This window comes from Mycobacterium conspicuum (assembly GCF_010730195.1).
Lineage (GTDB): Bacteria > Actinomycetota > Actinomycetes > Mycobacteriales > Mycobacteriaceae > Mycobacterium > Mycobacterium conspicuum.
Genome location: NZ_AP022613.1, coordinates 5,418,736 through 5,435,906, shown reverse-complemented (window position 1 = coordinate 5,435,906; position 17,171 = coordinate 5,418,736). Strand labels below are relative to the sequence as shown.

Here is a 17,171-nt window from a genome sequence, read left to right as displayed (position 1 = left end):
CGCTTAGCCGGTTTGCTCGCCGGTGCGGGTGACCTCGTACCCGAGCAGGCGCTCGGCTTCTTCGATGCCGCCCTGCAGGTCGCCGACGGCATTCATCTTCGACAGGTCCAGGCCGATCGTCACCAGTGTCAGGGCGATCTCGGAGGACAGCCCGGTGATGATCACGCTCGCACCCATCAAGCCCGACGCGTCAACCGTCTGCACCAGGTGGTTGGCCACGGTGGAGTCGATGGTGGGCACACCGGTGATGTCGATGACCACGACCTTCGCGCGGTTCGCCCGGATGGCGCGCAGCAACTGCTCGGTGACTTGTCGAGCGCGCTGACTGTCGAGCACGCCGATGATGGGCAGAATCAGCAGCTGCTCGCGCACCTGCAGCACCGGCGTGGACAGCTCGCGGATGGCTTCCTGCTGCTGGCGGATGATGCGCTCGCGTTCCTGCACGAAGGACACGCCCACGGTATTGGCGATACGGTTGGCCGCCGGCTCATAGGCGTCCAGAACGCGGTTCAGCATGTCGAACTCGGCCTGATACTTCTCGAACAGCGAGCGGGCCAGCACGTCGCGCAGCAGCAGCACGATCCCGAGTACCTCGTCGGTTTCCACCCCTCGCGGGATGATGCGCTCGGACAGGTCGCGCGCGTAATCCTGCAGCGCCTCGACGCTACCGGTCTCGAGCACCTCGACGTAGTTGTCGTAGACGGCAGTCGCCTCGGAGAAGATCTCCTCGGGCGTCATCGCCGTCAGCAGTTCGGCCGCGGTGATCCTGCGGGCCCACTCTTCGCGCAGCACCGTCCGATTTCGACGGAGGTGTTGGACCAGCTGTGGCAGCAAGCCCTCGCTGGAAACGACGGCGGCCTGAGCCGTCGCGTTGGCGTTGGAGTCTGTCGGTGAATCTGACATGTGGCCTCCCAAGGCCTCCCAAGTGCACCTAAGTGTTACAGCTCTCCCAGGGCGCGGGCCCCTATGGGGAGACTATCCTGGCGACGCCACGCGCAGTGTTGAGGGCTTCGTCTTCTCGCAGTTGGCCGGGCGGGTTAGGCTGGCACACACTGAAGGACTTGAGGCACGGACAAAGGATCGCCATTGTCAGCTCCCGATTCGATCACCACGCTGGTTGCGGACCACGATGGGGTCGCTGTGGTCAGTGTCAGCGGCGAAATCGACCTTGTCACCGCGCCCGCCTTGGAACAAGCGATCGGTGCAGTCGTGGCCGAAGGCCCGACCGCGCTGGTCATTGACCTTTCCGGGGTGGAATTTCTCGGTTCGGTGGGACTCAAGATTCTGGCGGCGACGTACGAGAAACTCGGCGATGCCGCTGAGTTCGGCGTGGTGGCCCGCGGCCCGGCGACGCGACGGCCAATTCACCTGACGGGTCTGGACAAGACCTTCCCGCTGTATCCGACCCTCGATGACGCCCTGACCGGCGTGCGGGACGGCAAGCTGAATCGCTAGCTGTTTGCCTCAACGCGAGTTTTGCCAAAGCTCAACGTGTCTGGCAATCAGAACACCCTGAACTGACGAGCGATCTCCTGGATTGATCGGTCCCCTTCGGCATGCACGCCCAAGGCTTCCCACGTGCCTCGTTGCGTGACCCACTGGACGAAGGCCTCGGCCCCGCACGTGATGCGGGCGGCGACCTCAGCGCCGCCGATGCGGATTTTTCGGCCGGCGCTTCCGTCGAGGTCTATCTCGACGGCATTGCCCATGCGCGCCAGCAGGGCCGCGTTCTGCTGGGGCAGCGCCGCTTCGATCCAGTCGAGGGTGGGCGCCAGCCGCAACTCGTCCGACGGCGCCTCTCCGCTCAGCGGCCCACCCGGTGCCAGGAGGTCATATCTGAGGTGGACGAAATGTTCGAAGGCGAACGCGTTCGCGATGAGCGGCGCCGGGTAGGTTCCGACGTCTCCCAGCGGCACCTCAACGATCTGGGCGTCCTGTTCCTGCAACGCGGCGAGCACCTCAAGGCCCTTGGCGCTGACCGAGTCGTAGTCGGCCACAATCTGTTCGTGCGTCATGTCGCGACGCGACTCCACATACAGGTCGGCTGCCCGTTCGGCAGGCAGCGCTGCGGGGTCGGGCAGCATCGCCGGGTCCACGGCCAGCCAGAAGCTACAAGCCATGTGCGACAAGACATCTCGCGCCGACCAGCCCGGGCAGCCGCTGGTCTTCGTCCAATCGGAGGCGTCGAGCTCGCGGGCCAATGCCAAGACGGTCTCCCGGTCGGCCTCGATAGCTTTCAGCGCGGAACCCATGTCCTTCATGTCCGTAGCCCTCCTTGTGACTTGATACTGGACTTTCGAAACTTCTCAGCGAGGTAACTAGAAACCTACATACTGTATGTATGAAGATACATACGGTATGTATGAAAGGCAAGAGCTGATGGTTGAAACGCGCCGCACGCAGGCCGAGCGAGCCGCGGAAACCCGCGAGGCGCTGGTCACGGCCGCCCGACCGCTTTTTGCCGCACACGGCTTCGCCGATGTCGCGTTGGAGACGATCGTGCGCGCGGCGGGCGTGACCAGGGGCGCCCTGTATCACCACTTCACCGACAAGACCGAACTTTTCGCGGCGGTCTTCGAACAGGTCGAGGCTGAAGTAGCCGAGCGCATGGCCCAGGCGATCGTGGCCGCCCAACAGACGGACCCGATCGAAGTCATGCGGCTGGGGACCGACTTCTGGCTTGATGCCTGCTCCGACCCGGAGGTTCAGCGGATCGTCCTGGTGGACGCCCCGGCCGTGTTGGGCTGGACGCGGTGGACCGAGATCGGCAACCGCTACAACATCGGGATGGTGCAGGGGCTGCTCAAGAACGCCATCGACGCCTCTCGGATCCCGCCACAACCTGTGGAGGCGACAGCGCTGACGCTATTGGGGGCGATGCGGGAAGCAACCCTGTTCGTGGCGCGGGCCGATGACCACGCGGAGGCGCGTCGTGAAGCCGGCGCGGTGATGGAGCGGTTCATTCGCGCGCTGAGCGCCACCTGATACGGCGTGCGGCCGTGCGATGATCACGGCTATGGATGTCGATCATCCGGAAGACGATCAGGGGTGGGACCGGCGCGAGCGCGGTGAAACGGAAATCGAACGGTTGGACCGCAACTGGAACAGCCTGCTGCAGGAGCTGCGGGTGGTCCAGACCGGCGTGCAGCTGCTCACCGGGTTCCTCCTGACGCTGCCGTTTCAGCAGCGATTCGACGTACTCAGCGGGCACATGCGGGTGCTCTATCTGGCCACCGTGGGGTGCTCGGTGGGCGCGACGGTGCTGCTGATCGCCCCGGTGGCTACGCACCGCTTGCTGTTCCGGCGGCACCGACTGCAGGTGCTGGTGTCGGCGGCGCACCGGTTCGCCTATGCCGGACTGGCGCTGTTGGGTGCCGCGCTCACCGGCGTGACGGCGATCGTCTTCACTGCGGTGGCTGGGCGCACCCCGGGCCTGGTCGCCGGGGTATGTGCGGTGGCGCTTTTCGCCCTGTTCTGGCTGTTGTTGCCGGTGTCGCTGCGCGGCCGCGAGTTCTAGCCGGCCGCTCGAACCCGGCTTGTCCCCCGGTTCGGCTCGTGTGCAATTTCTTTCTGCTTTCTGCGTGTGGATTGAACCCCGATGGGGTACACCGCGTGACCTAGGGGTGACTGCAGGAAGTCGGTCAGACCCGCCGCTGCGCAGGAAGGGATCGCTCATGACGACCGTTAGCGACTATGACGCACGCCGCGTGTCCGACGTCGAGACTATGGACAAGTCCGGCCTGCCCGACTTAGCGCCCCCGTCATCGGGGGTAATCGTCGACGACGACGCAAGTGAGACGTTTTTCGAACTGCCCGACGCCGACCTGTCGGGTGAAGAACTGGTGGTGACGGTGATTCCCGCCCGCGCCGACGAGTTCACCTGCTCGAGTTGCCATTTGGTGCAGCATCGCAGCCGGTTGCGCAGCCCGGACGGGGCGTCACCGATCTGCGCGGATTGCGCGTAGTTCAGCAGCTTCTAATCGAGTGTGCGCGAGCATTTGAGTGTGAACTCAGGGCTTTCGGTGTGAAGTGACGGCGAGATTTTCGCCGTCTGACCGCCCTGATTACACAATGAAATTTGCGGACATTTGCAACAGCCCCGCGACCACCGATTTGTCGCTCACTGGTGGACACAAAGCACATCGCTTCCCCGCCAGTGACAGGTGTGGCCGATGTGGCTCAACTAGCCGCCGCGGATTGGCGCCCCGAACGCTGTCGCAGCCGGCACCGCGGATCCCCGCCGACGACGGTAGGCTGCAGCCGATCGCGGGGCTGCAATTGGCCAGTCCTGCAAAGCAATCCAGAGGCAGGGTCGTCGATGAAGGTACTGCTATCCATCGCGGTGTTCCTGGCGAGCGCGACGGCGTCGGCCGCGACCGCGCACGCAGACCCGAACGACGCGCAGTTCCTGAAAAACATCCAAGACAACATGGGTCGACCGATCACCGACCCCCAAGCGCTGATCGCGTCGGCGCACGAAATCTGCTCGGAGCTACAGGCGGGCAAGCCCGCCAACGCCGTCATCACCGACATCCGGGTCGGCAACCCGGATTGGTACTACAACGAAGCGGGCTACTTCGTCAGCGCCAGCGTCGAGGCTTACTGCCCGGACCGGCTCGCCAGCGAATGAGCTCTCCGGCAGGCGTCAGTCAAATTTGCTCGAGAACTGCGGGCAGTAGGCCCCCGTCGCCGCACCCATGATGGTGGCGATGGAGGAGTCCTGTAACTGCGGGAGTCCCGATTTCGCGTCGGCGAAGGTTTGCTCGAACGTGAATCCGTGGGTCCAGTCGACACACACCGCATGCCCGATGTTGACCATCGTCGAGTCCCCGCCGTTCGGCCAGGAGATGCCTTTCTTCGTGAGGGCTTGCAGGTAACCGTCGTCCGCCGAATCCGCGTTGGCGATCGGGGCGATGAGGACTGCGGCACCGCCCAGCGCGGCGGCAAGCAGACCGGTGATTCGTCCGGTGTTCTTCATGTGTGACTCCTCGGTGTGGGCACGTTGCGTGCAGGCCCCTGTTGGCACCGGCGTGCCAGCAAACAGATTATGTCGAGACTGCGGGCCCGCGCGCCATGAAATGGCGGATATTCAGTGCGAAGACACCAGATTTAACAATGGTCGGGGTGGCGATCGGGGTGACGGGATTTGAACCCATCCCGAACGGTGCTGAGCTGGGTAAACGGCTCACCGCATGGTAGCTGCGGGACAAGGGCGACCGCTTTACAAGGCTAAGTAGGTTTTATCTAAAACTAATAAGATGCTATAAAGCTTGTAATGGACCCGCACTCCAATCCATACACACCTAACGCGGGCGCGAAGCCGCCCCTAATCGTCGGTCGAGACGACCAGCTCGCCTCTTTCGATCTCTTGCTAGCGCGACTCGAACGCGGGCGTACCGAGCAATCAATGATCATCACCGGGCTACGCGGAGTCGGCAAGACGGTGTTGCTGGGCCAATTCAACAAAAAGGCTGACGCCCGCAACTGGGCCACGATCGAGATCGAAGTCAGCAAGCACGACAACGACGACTTCCGGAGACAGCTTGCCCGAGGATTTCGGTCAGCTCTTTTGCAGATGTCGCCGAAGGCGCGGTGGGGCGACCGCGCCCGGCGACTGGCTGCAGTGATCAAATCGTTCACGGTAGCCATCGATCCGGACGGTAAGATCACGGCCGGCCTCGACACTGATGCTGCAGACGGGATCGCCGACTCTGGTGACCTCTCCACAGACCTGACCGAACTACTTGTGGCCGTGGGTGAAGCCGCTGCAGACCACCAGACCGGCGTCGTTCTATTGCTTGACGAGATTCAGTTTCTGCGGCGTGAACAGCTGGAGGCGTTGGTCGCTGCATTACACAAGACTGTTCAACGAGAGCTTCCGGTGACCATGGTGGGCGCAGGCTTACCGCAGATCGCCGAACTGGCCGGCGAAGCGAAGTCTTACGCGGAACGGCTTTTCAAGTTTCCTGACATCGGGGTGCTTTCCGAGGAAGACGCTGGTGCGGCGTTGTCTAAACCTGCCGCAGAAGAGGGTGTCACCTTCGAAGACGCCGCACTAGAACTTGCGGGTGAAGTGACTGGGCGATACCCCTATTTCCTCCAGGAACTCGGTTATGCCATTTGGCCGATAGCTTCCAACGACCGCATCACACGCACGGACGTCGAACAGGCTCGGCTGGTGTATGAGGACAAGCTCGACGGCAGCTTTTTCCGAGTGCGGATGGATCGTGCTACGGAACTCGAACAGGCGTATCTCAGGGCAATGGCCGAACTTGGTCCACAACCGCAGCTTGCCAGCGCCGTCGCCCGCCTCCTGAATCGAAGTTCGGAGCAATGCGGGCCAACTCGATCAGGGCTGATTGAGAAGGGTCTTCTCTACACGCCTAATCACGGGTATGCCGCATTTACAGTTCCTCACTTCGATCAGTTCATGCGGCGGTCTGTGCCGACGCTATCCGTGCCGCCCGTCAGGCAGCGGCGCAAGAGTTCCCGACGCAGAGATTGAGCGTTCGACCAAGCGGTTAGCGAGACTAGCCGACGATCGCCGCCATGGAATCCCATAGCGCGCAGTCGACGTGCGCGATCGCCTAGTGTCATCGAAACCCGGCTTGATAAACCAGTCGTGGTCGGGGTGGCGGGATTTGAACCCACGGCCTCTTCGTCCCGAACGAAGCGCGCTACCAAGCTGCGCCACACCCCGCTTGAAGCTTCGACAGCCTATCGCACCCGCGCGCCGGCTGGCGAAACCGCTGGCAGGGCATCACTTCCAGGCGCATGAGCGTTCGAATTCGACCAGCGCCTCGGCGGGTCCGCTGGGATCAAGCCCCTGGGCGCTGACCCACTCGTCGCTGAAATAGGTGTCGGCATACCGGTCGCCGCTGTCGGCAAGCAGGGTGACCACCGAACCGCTGCGGCCCTCGGCCACCATCTCGGCGAGCAACCCGAAGGCGCCCCACACGTTGGTGCCCGTCGACGGCCCCACCCGGCGGCCGAGCACGGCGCTGACATGGCGGGCCGCGGCGATCGATGCCGCGTCGGGCACCGAGACCATCCGGTCGACCACGCCGGGCAAAAACGACGGCTCGACCCGCGGCCGTCCGATGCCCTCGATCCGCGACGACGCCTCCATCACAAGGTCGTCCCGGCCCTCGGCGTAGGCGGGGAAGAACGCCGAGTTCTCGGGGTCGACGACGCACAACCGGGTCGCGTGCCGCCGGTAGCGGATGTAGCGCCCGATCGTCGCGCTGGTTCCGCCGGTGCCGGCGCCGACCACGATCCACTCCGGGATGGGGTGCCGCTCGTCGCGCATCTGCGCAAAGATCGACTCGGCGATGTTGTTGTTGCCGCGCCAGTCGGTGGCGCGCTCGGCGTTAGTGAACTGGTCCAGGTAGTGCCCGCCGGTCTCGCGCGCCACCCGCTCGGCCTCGGCGTACACCTGGCTCGAGTTCTGCACGAAATGGCAACGCCCGCCTTGTGATTCGATCAATGCCACCTTGGAGGGACTGGTCGTCGCGGGCACGACGGCGACGAACGGCAGGCCGAGCAGCGACGCGAAATAGGCCTCGGAGATCGCCGTGGAACCCGACGACGCCTCGACCACCGTGGTGCCCTCGTCGATCCACCCGTTGCACAGCGCGTAGAGGAACAAGGAGCGAGCCAGCCGGTGTTTGAGGCTGCCGGTGATGTGGGTCGTCTCGTCTTTGAGGTACAGCTCCACGTCGGCGCTCCACGCCGACGGCAGCGGATACCGCAGTAAATGCGTGTCGGCGCTACGGCGGGCGTCGGCCTCGATCAGCCGGACCGCGTTGTCCGTCCAGGAACGCGAGCGGCTGCGGACCGCGATGTGGGTTCGGTCGTTCAACGCAGCGAAGCTGCTGGCTGAAAACGGCCCAGATTGCTGCTCGAGTCTCGCCCGCCCATCGGGGTGGCGATCAACGTCAGCAGGGTCGCCTCGGGCCGGCAGCAGAATCGCACCGGCGCAAACGGGGAGGTGCCGATCCCGGCGGACACATGCAGCCGCATGTCGGCGCCCCAGCGGGACGGACCCTTCGCCCGGGTGCGGTCCAGCCCGCAGTTGGTCACCAGGGCCCCGTAGAACGGCAGGCAGAGCTGCCCGCCGTGGGTGTGGCCCGCCATCACCAGCTGGTAGCCGTCGGCGGCGAAGCGGTCCAGCACCCGCGGTTCGGGCGAATGCGTCAGCCCCAGCCGCAGGTTCGCCACCTGGCTGGCGGGTCCCGCGATCGCGTCGTAGCGGTCCCGATCGATGTGCGGGTCGTCGACGCCGGCCGCCGCGATGTGCAGGCCGGCCACTTCGAACTCACGGCGGGTGTGGGTGAGGTCGAGCCAGCCGCGCTCGGTGAACGCCGCCCGCAGGTCCTGCCAGGGCAATGGCTCTCCGCGAACTCGGTGACCAGGATTCGTCAGGTAGTTCAGCGGGTTCTTCAGGCGCGGCCCGAAGTAGTCGTTGCTGCCGAAGACGAACACGCCCGGTCGCGACAACAGGTCGCCCAGCGCCTGGACGACGGCCGGCACCGCCCTGGGGTGCGCCAGGTTGTCGCCGGTGTTGACCACCAGGTCGGGCTCCCAGCTGGACAGCTCCCGCAGCCAGGCCTGCTTGCGGCGCTGATTCGGCGTCATGTGCAGGTCGCTGATGTGCAGCACGCGCAGCGGCGTGGAGCCCGGCGTCAAGACGGGCATGGTCAGCTCGCGCAGCACGAACGCGTTGCGCTCGACCACTGCGGCGTAACCGAGCCCGGCAACGGTCGAGCCGAGCGCTACGGCGCCGGTGCGAATCAAGGCGGCGGGCAGCGGGGCAGTCGGGCGTGCATCAGCCATGCAGGCAGCCTACTGCCCGTCGGGCGCTGACGCCGCGTCTCTGGCTACGGCGGCGGTGGTGGCGGCGGAGGGGCCAGCAACGGAATGGTGATCGGCGGCAGGCCCGGAATCTCCACCACCTGCGATCCGACCGGGACGGGTATCCCGGGCAGACCTTCCGGCGGCGGCGGCGGTGGCGGCGGGATGCCGTTACTGACCTGAATCGTGATGATCGAACCCGGAATGGTTTGGCCGCTGGGCGATGTCCCGACGACTTCGCCGAGCTTGGCGGTGCTGTTGACCGAGTTGGTTTGGTCGGCCACCTGGAAGCCGGCTTCCTTCAGGCGTGTGCGCGCGGCGTCCACCTCCAGCCCGGCGACGGTGGGCACACGGGACGCCGGGGAGCCGTCGACGTAGCGAGGGTCGGTGGCCGGCAGCTGCACCGGACCGAAATTGGTGGCGATCGGCTTCATCGCCGTGAACCAGGTCCGGGCCGGCTCATTCCCGCCGTACAGGTCGCCGTCGCCGCAGTGGCGCAGCGGCGACGAACACAGGTCGGTGGGATTGGGCGAGTCGTCATAGATGTAGTTGGCCGCCGCGTAGTGGCTCGTGAAGCCGACGAACCCGGAGGAACGGTGGGCCTCGGTGGTGCCGGTCTTGCCCGACACCGGCAGATCCCAGCCGGCCGCGCTGGCCGAGCCGGCCGCGGTGCCGCCGCCGAGCGCGTCCTTACTCATCGCGTTGGCCAGGGTGTTCGCCAGCCCCTCGGGCACCACCTGGTCGCAGGTCTCGGTGGTGACCGCGACTTCGTTGCCGTTACGGTCGATCAGCTTGTCGATCGGGCTCGGCGGGCACCACACGCCACCGGAGGCCAGGGTGGCCGCGACGTTCGACAGCTCGAGCGCGTTCAGCTCGATTGGGCCCAGGGTGAAGGAGCCGATGTTCTGCCGCTTGACGAAATCGGCCAGGCTCTCGTTGCTGTCGGGGTTGTAGTCGCGGGCGGTGCCGGGGTTGGCGTAGGAGCGCAGGCCGAGCTTGATCGCCATGTCGACGGTGCGCGACACCCCGACCTGCTGGATCAGCTTGGCGAACGCGGTGTTGGGTGAGGTGGCCAGCGCGTCGGTGACATTCATCGAGCCCCGGTAGTTTCCGGCGTTGACCACGCACCAGGTGTCCTTGGGGCAGCCCTTGGCCCCGCCGCTGCCCATGCCCTTGGCCTGGAACCGGCCCGGCACCTCGAGGGTGGCGTTGATGCCCATGCCCATGTCCATCGCGGCGGCGGTGGTGAAGATCTTGAAGATGGACCCGGCGCCGTCGCCGACGAGGGAGAACGGCTGCGGTCGCATGGTTTCGCCGGCGTCGGTGTCCAGCCCGTACTTGCGGTTGCTGGCCATGGCCATCACGTGGTGGGCGTTCTTGCCCGGTTCGATCACGCTCATCACGCTGGAAATGCCCGGCAGGGTCGGGCTGGCGAACTTGTCGATGGCCGCCTTGACCGGGATCTGCACGTCGGGGTTGAGCGTGGTGCGGATCAGGTAGCCGCCGCGGGCCAGCTGCTCCTTGCTGATGCCCGCACGCGACAAGTACTCCTGGACGTAGTCGCAGAAGAAGGCGCGGTCGCCGGCCGCGATGCAGCCCCGGGGCAGTTCGTTCGGCTGCGGCAATATACCCAACGGCTGCGCCCTGGCGGCGCGCAGCGCGTCGGCCTGCTCCGGCAGATTCTCAATCATGGTGTCCAGCACCAAGTTCCGCCGGGCCAACGCGCCCTCGGGGTTGACGTACGGGTTGAGCGTGCTGGTCGACTGGACCATGCCCGCCAGCAGCGCCGCCTGCTGCCAGTTCAGGTCGGAGGCGTTGATGCCGAAGTAGGTCTGCGCGGCGTCCTGCACACCGAACGAGCCGTTACCAAACGAGACCAGGTTCAGGTAGCGGGTCAGGATCTCCGGCTTGGTGAAGGTCTTGTCCAGCGTGAGGGCCATGCGGATCTCGCGCAGCTTGCGCGCCGGAGTGGTTTCGACGGCCGCGCGCTTTTCGGCGTCGGTTTGCGCGGTCACCAGCAGCTGATAGTTCTTGATGTACTGCTGTTCGATCGTCGAGCCGCCGCGGGTGTCGACGTCGCCGCGCGCGTAGCCGGCCAGACCGGTCAGGGTGCCCTTCCAGTCCACGCCGTTGTGCTCGGTGAACCGCTTGTCCTCGATGGACACGATCGCCAGCTTCATCGTGTTGGCGATCTTGTCGGTGGGCACCTCGAAGCGTCGCTGCGAGTACAGCCACGCGATCACGTTGCCCTTCGCGTCGACCATCGTCGAGACGGCCGGCACCTGCCCCTCCATGAGCTGAGCCGAGCCGTTGGCGACGACCTCCGAGGCGCGGTTGGACATCAGCCCCACGCCACCCACGAAGGGGAACATCAGGGCGGTGGCCACAACGCTGGCCAGCAGGCAGCACCCAGCGAGCTTGAGGACCGTCAGGACGGCCGGGGGGCGCTCTGCCATGCGTACTACCCTAACCGCCCGCGTGCACGTCCCCAGAAATCATTGGCCGCCCGCGACCCCGAAAAAGCTCTCTACCAGGTGACCAGTGGTCGCCTCATAGGGTTTTCGCCTGCATTACTGGTCAACCGCCCAAAACGGACTGGCTGGGCTACTGTTGCCCGAACCGTATGCGCCGAGACGGGACGCTTGTGCCAGAAAAAGCTTTATCAGACTGTTGCATAATTACCACCTGACCACCTAACTTAGACACACGGTGAGATTCAGGTAACACCGAAGTGCATAGTGTGGCCCCCGACATACGGCCGCAGCTGATCTGCACTCGAGGAGGGCGGTCGCAAAACGCGACCGGGAGGAAGGAAACAGCTCGTGTCAGGTACGCGGCCGGCCGCGCGACGAACCAACCTGGTTACTAGCCATACCACCCTGCGCAGTGTCGACGCAGAGGAGCGGATCGCCTGGGTGTCCAAGGCATTGTGCCGGGCAACCGATCCCGACGAACTGTTTGTCCGCGGAGCCGCTCAACGCAAAGCCGCGGTGATCTGCCGGCACTGCCCCGTCATGCAGGAATGCGGCGCCGACGCGCTGGACAACAAGGTCGAATTCGGCGTCTGGGGCGGGATGACCGAGCGCCAGCGCCGGGCCCTGCTCAAGCAGCACCCCGAGGTGGTGTCGTGGGCCGACTTCTTCGACAAGCGCAAGCACCGCAGCGTCGGCTAAGTACTGCGCTTCGTCATTACTGTCCTGTTACGGCACTCGGAAATCCGCGTCGGGTCAGACGCGTGTTGAATTGCTTTGAGCGTAGCGCGGTTTGGGCCCGTATGGACCCCTTTTCGCTCGTTCTCTAGCTGGCCCCAGCGCGACTCGCATCGTCGCCGGCCGCCGTGATCTGATCGGCGAGCGCGCGGAGCGCCTCGAGGTCGCTGACATCGAACGGCAGCGACGGCACCCCGATGACCGGCACGTGCGGGTTGGCCCCGGTGAAGCGGGACAGCAGTCGAACCTCCCGTTTGGCGGTCAGTCCGCGGTCGGCGTGGATTTGCAGCACGGCCGCGGCCAGCGCGGCGGCCGCGGCGTCTCCCTCGGCGGTCGCCAGCGTCTCGGTGCCGTCGATCGCCCGTTCGACCGGCAATGAACACAGCATCGGATGCGTGCGATTCAAGACCAGTCCCGCCAGCGGCATACCCTCCTGTGACAGCCGATCGACGAAGAACGACGCCTCGCGCAGCGCGTCGGGTTCGGCCGCCGACACCACCACGAACTGCGTGCCGCGCCGCTTCAGCAGCGAATAGGTGCGGTCCGCCTTCTCTCGCCAGCCGCCGAATGTGGCTTCCAGCGATTGCACGAAAGACCCTATGTCGCTGAGTAATTGCGAACCCATGATGGTGGAGAGCGCCTTCATGGCCAAGCCCATCGCGCCGGTGACCAACCGCCCGATGCCGCGGCCCGGTGCGAGCAGCAGCCGCCACAGTCGGCTATCCATGAAGCTGCCCAAGCGTTTTGGCGCGTCCAGGAAGTCCAGCGCGTTGCGCGAGGGTGGAGTGTCTACCACGATCAGGTCCCAGCGGTCCTGACCCAACAGTTGGCCGAGTTTCTCCATCGCCATGTACTCCTGCGTGCCGGCGAGGGACGTGGCAACGGTCTGATAGAACTGGTTGTTCAACAGCGATTGCGCGCGCTCTGGGCCGGAGTACTGGATCACCATTTCGTCGAAGGTGCGGCGCATGTCGAGCATCATCGCGTACAACTCGCCGGACACTTCGGGCGCCAACGGGACGCGCTGCGGGGTGTTGCTGAGGTCGTTGACCCCCAGCGCCTGCGCGAGTCGCCTGGCCGGGTCGATCGTCAAAACGCAGACGGTGCGGCCATATTCGGCCGCGCGCAATGCCATCGCCGCCGCCGTCGTGGTCTTGCCGACGCCGCCGGCGCCGCAGCACACCACCACCCGGTTCGATGTGTCGGCCAAGATCGCCGCCATGTCAAGCGTTTCCGGCTTCACGCTCATCGAACTCCTTGATGTGCAAGAGATTCCGAAAGTTCGTACAGGCTGCCGAGGTCGACGCCGTCGGAGATGGCCGGCAACTCCAGCCGCGGCACCTTGAGGGCGTCGAGTTCTTGTGCGGTCTCGGCGCGGGCGCTGATGCGGGTGGCGTGCTGGATGGTCTCGGTTAGCAGGCCGGCGAAGTCGGTGTCGTCGAGCGTGATACCGGCCAGCTTCAGGCCGGCCCGCAGCGCGTCGGTGTCGACATGACCTTCGGCGGCCTTGGCCAGGTCGCCGGGCTCCAAGTGCGAGGGGATGTTGCGGTTTACGATCACGCTGCCGATGGGCAGGTCCAGCTCGGAAAGTTCCTCGATGGCCTCCAGCGTCTCCTGTACCGGCAGCGCTTCCAGCAGAGTCACCAGGTGAATGACGGTCAGGTCCGAATGCAGCAGCTTCACCACGCCGTCGGCCTGCGAGTGCACCGGCCCGCCCTTGGCCAGGTCGGACACCGCCTTGGTGGTGTCCAGGAAGCGGGCGATCCGGCCCGTCGGCGGGGAGTCCACGACGACCGCGTCGTAAACCGGAAGCTTGTTCTTGTCCAGCCGCACCACGGCTTCCTTGATCTTGCCGGTGAGCAGCACGTCGCGCAGGCCGGGCGCGATCGTCGTCGCGAACTCGACCGCGCCGATGCGGCGCATCGCCCGGCCCGCCATGCCGAGGTTGTAGAACATCTCGAGGTATTCCAGAAACGCGGCCTCGATGTCGATCGCCAACGCGTTAACCTGGCCGCCCCGCTCGGCGGTCGCGATCTTGACCTCTTCATACGGCAGCGGCGGGACGTCGAAAAGTTGCGCAATCCCTTGGCGCCCTTCAACTTCGACGAGGAGTACTTTGCGGCCCCCCGCCGCCAGGGTCAGAGCCAGCGCCGCCGCGATGGTCGACTTGCCGGTGCCGCCTTTGCCGGTCACGAAATGCAAGCGCGCCTTCGACAAGCGCGCCGGCCAGCCGACCGAACTGCCGGCGCTAGGTGTCTTTGCCACCATCGCATGCTAGCCCGCCCCCTTCCGACCGATAAGCTGCCGTCATGAGCCAACCCACCGCATGGGAGTACGCCACCGTTCCGCTGCTCACGCACGCCACGAAGCAGATCCTCGACCAGTGGGGCGCCGACGGCTGGGAGCTGGTGGCGGTGCTGCCCGGGCCGACGGGTGAGCAGCACGTCGCCTACCTGAAACGGCCGAAGTGACCACTGGCCCCGCCCGGGCCCGGCTCGAGCAACTGGGTGTGGTGCTGCCGCAAGTGGTAGCGCCGCTGGCGTCCTACGTGCCGGCGGTGCGCACGGGCAACCTGGTCTACACCTCCGGGCAGCTGCCGATGGAGGGCGGCAAACTGGCCGCGACCGGCAAGGTCGGCGGTGGGGTCAGCCCGGAGGAGGGCAAGGCCTTGGCGCGCATGTGCGCGCTCAACGCGCTCGCGGCGGTGGGCTCGGTGGTGGACATCGACACGGTGACCCGGGTGGTCAAGGTCGTCGGGTTCGTCGCCTCCGCGCCGGGCTTCAACGGCCAGCCCGCCGTCATCAACGGGGCATCCGACCTGCTCGCCGAGGTGTTCGGCGACAACGGCGCGCACGCCCGCTCGGCCGTCGGGGTGGCCGAGTTGCCGCTGGACGCGCCCGTGGAAGTCGAGTTGATCGTGGAGGTCGGTTGACGTCAGCCGAGTCCGCTGAGCAGCTGTCGCATCCGGCATACGGCCGGCTGCGGCCGGTGACGGACACCGTCTCGGTGCTGTTGGCCGACAATCCCGGCTTGCTGACCCTCGAGGGCACCAACACCTGGGTGCTGTGCGGCCCGGGCAGCGACGAGTTGGTCATCGTCGATCCCGGGCCGGACGACGACGAGCACATCGCGCGGCTTGCCGCGCTGGGGCGCATCACGCTGGTGCTGATCAGCCACCGCCACCCCGACCACACCGACGCCATCGACAAGCTGGTCGACGCGACCGGCGCGACGGTCCGATCGGCGGGCAGCGGCTTCTTGCGCGGTCTCGGCGGCCACCTAGTCGACGGCGAGGTGATCGATGCGGCCGGCCTGAAGATCACCGTGCTGGCGACGCCCGGCCACACCGCCGATTCGCTGTCGTTCGTGCTCGACGACGCTGTCCTGACGGCCGACACGGTGCTGGGGCGCGGCACCACCGTCATGGATAAGGAAGACGGCAGCCTGACCGACTACATCGAATCTTTGCACCGGCTGCGGGGTCTGGGCGGGCGCACTGTGCTGCCCGGGCACGGCCCGGAGCTGCCCGACCTTCAGGCCGTGGCATCGGGATACCTGGCGCACCGGCACGAGCGTTTGGAGCAGGTGCGTTCCGCGCTGCGAGAACTCGGCGAGGAAGCCAGCGCGCGCCAGATCGTCGAGCACGTCTACACCGACGTCGACGAGAAGCTCTGGGACGCGGCCGAATGGTCCGTGCAGGTGCAGCTGAATCACCTGCGCGGCTAGTTGCCGCGAGCCGAACCACACCGCGAAAATCAATGCCGAAGACCGCAGCCAGGTTGGGCTCGCGGGGACCGGCCTACCGCGCTCGGCGGGCCAGCCGTTCGGAGTCCGAGATCAGCACGCTCTTGCCCTCCAGCCGGATCCAGCCGCGGTGGGCGAAATCGGCCAGCGCCTTGTTCACCGTCTCGCGGGAAGCGCCCACCAGCTGCGCGATCTCCTCTTGGGTCAGGTCGTGGGTGACGCGCATCGCGCCACCTTCCTGCGTGCCGAACCGCTGGGCGAGCTGCAGCAGCTGTTTGGCCACCCGACCGGGCACGTCGGTGAAGATGAGGTCGGCCAGGTTGTTGTTGGTCCGCCGCAGTCGTCGGGCAAGGACCCGCAACAGCTGCTCGGCGATTTCGGGACGGTCGGCGATCCACGCGCGCAGCGCGTCGCGGTCCATCGACACCGCCCGCACCTCGGTGATGGTGGTCGCGCTGGACGTCCGCGGCCCCGGGTCGAAGATCGACAACTCGCCGAACATGTCCGACGGGCCCATGATGGTCAGCAGGTTCTCTCGCCCGTCCGGCGAGCGGCGCCCGATCTTGACCTTCCCCGCGACGATGATGTACAGCCGATCGCCCGGCTCCCCCTCTGCGAAAACCATGTGTCCGCGGGGGAAGTCGACCGGTTGCAGCTGTTTGGTCAGTGCGGCGACCGCAGTCGGTTCTACCCCTTGGAAGATTCCTGCCCTTGCCAGGATCTCGTCCACGTTGCCTCTTCAGCTCTCCAACGAAGTGATACGTGCAGGCCACCCTCTTGCGACTGGCTTGAACCTGAGGTTATGCCAATCGGTTCGACCTGCCAACGCTACACACGATTGACGTGTCTGGTGCCGGTTACCTCTGGATTGGCTGGCGGATGCTTGTGCATCTGTGTGGGCAAAGTGGGCTCGTCGTCGATGTCGAAGTGTCCGCCACCTAGCGGGCCGGAGTCCTCCGGCCTGGCATGGCGGCCCGACGGCGGGAAGTCAGCAGCCCGCTGGGCCTGACGTCGGTGCAGATAGTCCAGTGCCTCCGGCATGCCCTCGCGAGCCAGCGTGTGCACGTCGACGGCGTCGGCGTTCTCCACAAACTCGTCGACGTCGGTCGCGGTGATGCCGGCCTGGGCCAGCTCCTTTTCCAGACGCCCCAGTCCCAGCGTGGCGATCATCAGCAGTCCCGGCACGAGGGCGGCCAGCAACCATGACACTAGGAGAGTAAACATGGCCTTGCATCAACACGAGGTCTCGGTGAGATCACGAAATCAGTACTCTGTCGTAGGTGACAGCGGCAAAGTCGTCCCGGCGCTCCAAGGCAGTGCCCGTCTCCAAGCCGGCCAAGCCCACGGCGGTTGTGCCCCAACGCT

At 65.8% G+C, this 17,171-nt stretch carries 20 protein-coding genes and 1 tRNA gene; 10 read left to right on the top strand and 11 right to left on the bottom strand.

The genetic code is table 11. From position 1 onward, the window contains the following. Positions 1-3 precede the first annotated feature (3 nt). Positions 4-903, bottom strand: coding sequence for an STAS domain-containing protein (locus G6N66_RS24985; RefSeq protein ID WP_085232694.1), 900 nt, complete (start codon positions 901-903; stop codon positions 4-6). A gap of 183 nt (positions 904-1,086) precedes the next feature. Between G6N66_RS24985 and G6N66_RS24980 the strand changes: the two genes are divergently transcribed. Beyond that, on the top strand, positions 1,087-1,455 hold the full coding sequence (locus tag G6N66_RS24980) for an STAS domain-containing protein (protein WP_139825174.1): 369 nt from the start codon (positions 1,087-1,089) through the stop codon (positions 1,453-1,455). A gap of 47 nt (positions 1,456-1,502) precedes the next feature. On the opposite strand, the gene G6N66_RS24975 is transcribed toward G6N66_RS24980, so the two are convergent. After that, on the bottom strand, positions 1,503-2,261 hold the full coding sequence (locus tag G6N66_RS24975; protein ID WP_232079410.1) for a maleylpyruvate isomerase family mycothiol-dependent enzyme: 759 nt from the start codon (positions 2,259-2,261) through the stop codon (positions 1,503-1,505). Between the two features lie 118 nt (positions 2,262-2,379). Between G6N66_RS24975 and G6N66_RS24970 the strand changes: the two genes are divergently transcribed. The 4 genes from G6N66_RS24970 to G6N66_RS24955 all read left to right on the top strand — a co-directional run bounded on the left by G6N66_RS24970 (position 2,380) and on the right by G6N66_RS24955 (position 4,630). Beyond that, positions 2,380-2,985, top strand: coding sequence for a TetR/AcrR family transcriptional regulator (locus G6N66_RS24970; RefSeq protein ID WP_139825175.1), 606 nt, complete (start codon positions 2,380-2,382; stop codon positions 2,983-2,985). A gap of 31 nt (positions 2,986-3,016) precedes the next feature. Then, the gene (locus tag G6N66_RS24965; protein WP_085232696.1) at positions 3,017-3,517 is read left to right on the top strand and encodes a DUF6328 family protein; all 501 of its coding nucleotides are present in this window, start codon (positions 3,017-3,019) and stop codon (positions 3,515-3,517) included. Between the two features lie 157 nt (positions 3,518-3,674). Further along, the gene (locus G6N66_RS24960) at positions 3,675-3,965 is read left to right on the top strand and encodes a DUF4193 family protein (protein ID WP_085232697.1); all 291 of its coding nucleotides are present in this window, start codon (positions 3,675-3,677) and stop codon (positions 3,963-3,965) included. 353 nt (positions 3,966-4,318) lie between these two features. Next, positions 4,319-4,630 (top strand): DUF732 domain-containing protein, encoded by a 312-nt coding sequence (locus G6N66_RS24955; protein ID WP_085232698.1) that lies wholly within the window; start codon positions 4,319-4,321, stop codon positions 4,628-4,630. Positions 4,631-4,645: 15 nt separating this feature from the next. Here the strand turns inward: G6N66_RS24955 and G6N66_RS24950 are convergent, their stop codons facing one another. Beyond that, positions 4,646-4,978, bottom strand: coding sequence for a DUF732 domain-containing protein (locus G6N66_RS24950; protein ID WP_085232699.1), 333 nt, complete (start codon positions 4,976-4,978; stop codon positions 4,646-4,648). 297 nt (positions 4,979-5,275) lie between these two features. Here G6N66_RS24950 and G6N66_RS24945 point away from each other — a divergent pair, with 297 nt between their 5' ends. Beyond that, positions 5,276-6,505, top strand: coding sequence for an ATP-binding protein (locus tag G6N66_RS24945; protein ID WP_085232700.1), 1,230 nt, complete (start codon positions 5,276-5,278; stop codon positions 6,503-6,505). Positions 6,506-6,623: 118 nt separating this feature from the next. On the opposite strand, the gene G6N66_RS24940 is transcribed toward G6N66_RS24945, so the two are convergent. The 4 genes from G6N66_RS24940 to ponA2 form a co-directional block, all read right to left on the bottom strand. Further along, positions 6,624-6,700: transfer RNA gene (locus G6N66_RS24940), tRNA-Pro, on the bottom strand. A 60-nt stretch (positions 6,701-6,760) separates the two neighbouring features. Beyond that, the gene (cds1, locus tag G6N66_RS24935; protein ID WP_085232701.1) at positions 6,761-7,861 is read right to left on the bottom strand and encodes an L-cysteine desulfhydrase Cds1; all 1,101 of its coding nucleotides are present in this window, start codon (positions 7,859-7,861) and stop codon (positions 6,761-6,763) included. Continuing rightward, positions 7,858-8,835 (bottom strand): metallophosphoesterase, encoded by a 978-nt coding sequence (locus tag G6N66_RS24930; RefSeq protein ID WP_085232702.1) that lies wholly within the window; start codon positions 8,833-8,835, stop codon positions 7,858-7,860. The genes cds1 and G6N66_RS24930 overlap by 4 nt, the downstream gene beginning before the upstream one ends. Before the next feature lie 44 nt (positions 8,836-8,879). Beyond that, positions 8,880-11,309 (bottom strand): transglycosylase/D,D-transpeptidase PonA2, encoded by a 2,430-nt coding sequence (ponA2, locus tag G6N66_RS24925; RefSeq protein WP_085232703.1) that lies wholly within the window; start codon positions 11,307-11,309, stop codon positions 8,880-8,882. A 366-nt stretch (positions 11,310-11,675) separates the two neighbouring features. On the opposite strand from ponA2, the gene G6N66_RS24920 reads away from it, so the two are divergent. Continuing rightward, positions 11,676-12,026: a WhiB family transcriptional regulator gene (locus G6N66_RS24920; protein ID WP_085232704.1), complete on the top strand. Its 351-nt coding sequence runs from the start codon at positions 11,676-11,678 to the stop codon at positions 12,024-12,026. Positions 12,027-12,150: 124 nt separating this feature from the next. On the opposite strand, the gene G6N66_RS24915 is transcribed toward G6N66_RS24920, so the two are convergent. Continuing rightward, positions 12,151-13,311, bottom strand: a complete 1,161-nt coding sequence (locus G6N66_RS24915) for an ArsA family ATPase (RefSeq protein WP_085232705.1) — start codon at positions 13,309-13,311, stop codon at positions 12,151-12,153. Further along, positions 13,308-14,330, bottom strand: a complete 1,023-nt coding sequence (locus tag G6N66_RS24910; protein WP_139825176.1) for an ArsA family ATPase — start codon at positions 14,328-14,330, stop codon at positions 13,308-13,310. The genes G6N66_RS24915 and G6N66_RS24910 overlap by 4 nt, the downstream gene beginning before the upstream one ends. A 41-nt stretch (positions 14,331-14,371) precedes the next feature. Between G6N66_RS24910 and G6N66_RS24905 the strand changes: the two genes are divergently transcribed. Genes G6N66_RS24905 through G6N66_RS24895 form a run of 3 tightly spaced genes read left to right on the top strand, consistent with a single transcriptional unit; the run spans position 14,372 to position 15,788 of the window. Beyond that, positions 14,372-14,533 carry a DUF4177 domain-containing protein gene (locus G6N66_RS24905; protein WP_090350112.1) on the top strand — a complete coding sequence of 54 codons (162 nt, stop codon included), beginning with the start codon at positions 14,372-14,374 and terminating at the stop codon, positions 14,531-14,533. Then, on the top strand, positions 14,530-14,994 hold the full coding sequence (locus G6N66_RS24900) for a RidA family protein (RefSeq protein ID WP_085232706.1): 465 nt from the start codon (positions 14,530-14,532) through the stop codon (positions 14,992-14,994). The genes G6N66_RS24905 and G6N66_RS24900 overlap by 4 nt, the downstream gene beginning before the upstream one ends. Further along, a complete protein-coding gene (locus tag G6N66_RS24895; RefSeq protein ID WP_085232707.1) occupies positions 14,991-15,788 on the top strand; it encodes an MBL fold metallo-hydrolase in 798 nt (265 codons plus the stop codon). Before G6N66_RS24900 ends, G6N66_RS24895 begins: the two co-directional genes overlap by 4 nt. A gap of 73 nt (positions 15,789-15,861) precedes the next feature. Here the strand turns inward: G6N66_RS24895 and crp are convergent, their stop codons facing one another. Further along, positions 15,862-16,536: a cAMP-activated global transcriptional regulator CRP gene (gene crp, locus G6N66_RS24890; RefSeq protein ID WP_085232708.1), complete on the bottom strand. Its 675-nt coding sequence runs from the start codon at positions 16,534-16,536 to the stop codon at positions 15,862-15,864. 98 nt (positions 16,537-16,634) lie between these two features. Further along, positions 16,635-17,030, bottom strand: a complete 396-nt coding sequence (locus tag G6N66_RS24885; protein WP_085232709.1) for a hypothetical protein — start codon at positions 17,028-17,030, stop codon at positions 16,635-16,637. Positions 17,031-17,171 lie beyond the last annotated feature (141 nt).

Bases quoted from the DNA above. Each gene is read 5' to 3' on its own strand.
- G6N66_RS24985 (WP_085232694.1), bottom strand. From the start codon at position 903: ATGTCAGATTCACCGACAGACTCCAACGCCAACGCGACGGCTCAGGCC.
- G6N66_RS24975 (WP_232079410.1), bottom strand. From the start codon at position 2,261: ATGAAGGACATGGGTTCCGCGCTGAAAGCTATCGAGGCCGACCGGGAG.
- G6N66_RS24970 (WP_139825175.1), top strand. From the start codon at position 2,380: ATGGTTGAAACGCGCCGCACGCAGGCCGAGCGAGCCGCGGAAACCCGC.
- G6N66_RS24965 (WP_085232696.1), top strand. From the start codon at position 3,017: ATGGATGTCGATCATCCGGAAGACGATCAGGGGTGGGACCGGCGCGAG.
- G6N66_RS24960 (WP_085232697.1), top strand. From the start codon at position 3,675: ATGACGACCGTTAGCGACTATGACGCACGCCGCGTGTCCGACGTCGAG.
- G6N66_RS24955 (WP_085232698.1), top strand. From the start codon at position 4,319: ATGAAGGTACTGCTATCCATCGCGGTGTTCCTGGCGAGCGCGACGGCG.
- G6N66_RS24950 (WP_085232699.1), bottom strand. From the start codon at position 4,978: ATGAAGAACACCGGACGAATCACCGGTCTGCTTGCCGCCGCGCTGGGC.
- G6N66_RS24945 (WP_085232700.1), top strand. From the start codon at position 5,276: ATGGACCCGCACTCCAATCCATACACACCTAACGCGGGCGCGAAGCCG.
- G6N66_RS24930 (WP_085232702.1), bottom strand. From the start codon at position 8,835: ATGGCTGATGCACGCCCGACTGCCCCGCTGCCCGCCGCCTTGATTCGC.
- ponA2 (WP_085232703.1), bottom strand. From the start codon at position 11,309: ATGGCAGAGCGCCCCCCGGCCGTCCTGACGGTCCTCAAGCTCGCTGGG.
- G6N66_RS24915 (WP_085232705.1), bottom strand. From the start codon at position 13,311: ATGAGCGTGAAGCCGGAAACGCTTGACATGGCGGCGATCTTGGCCGAC.
- G6N66_RS24910 (WP_139825176.1), bottom strand. From the start codon at position 14,330: ATGGTGGCAAAGACACCTAGCGCCGGCAGTTCGGTCGGCTGGCCGGCG.
- G6N66_RS24905 (WP_090350112.1), top strand. From the start codon at position 14,372: ATGAGCCAACCCACCGCATGGGAGTACGCCACCGTTCCGCTGCTCACG.
- G6N66_RS24885 (WP_085232709.1), bottom strand. From the start codon at position 17,030: ATGTTTACTCTCCTAGTGTCATGGTTGCTGGCCGCCCTCGTGCCGGGA.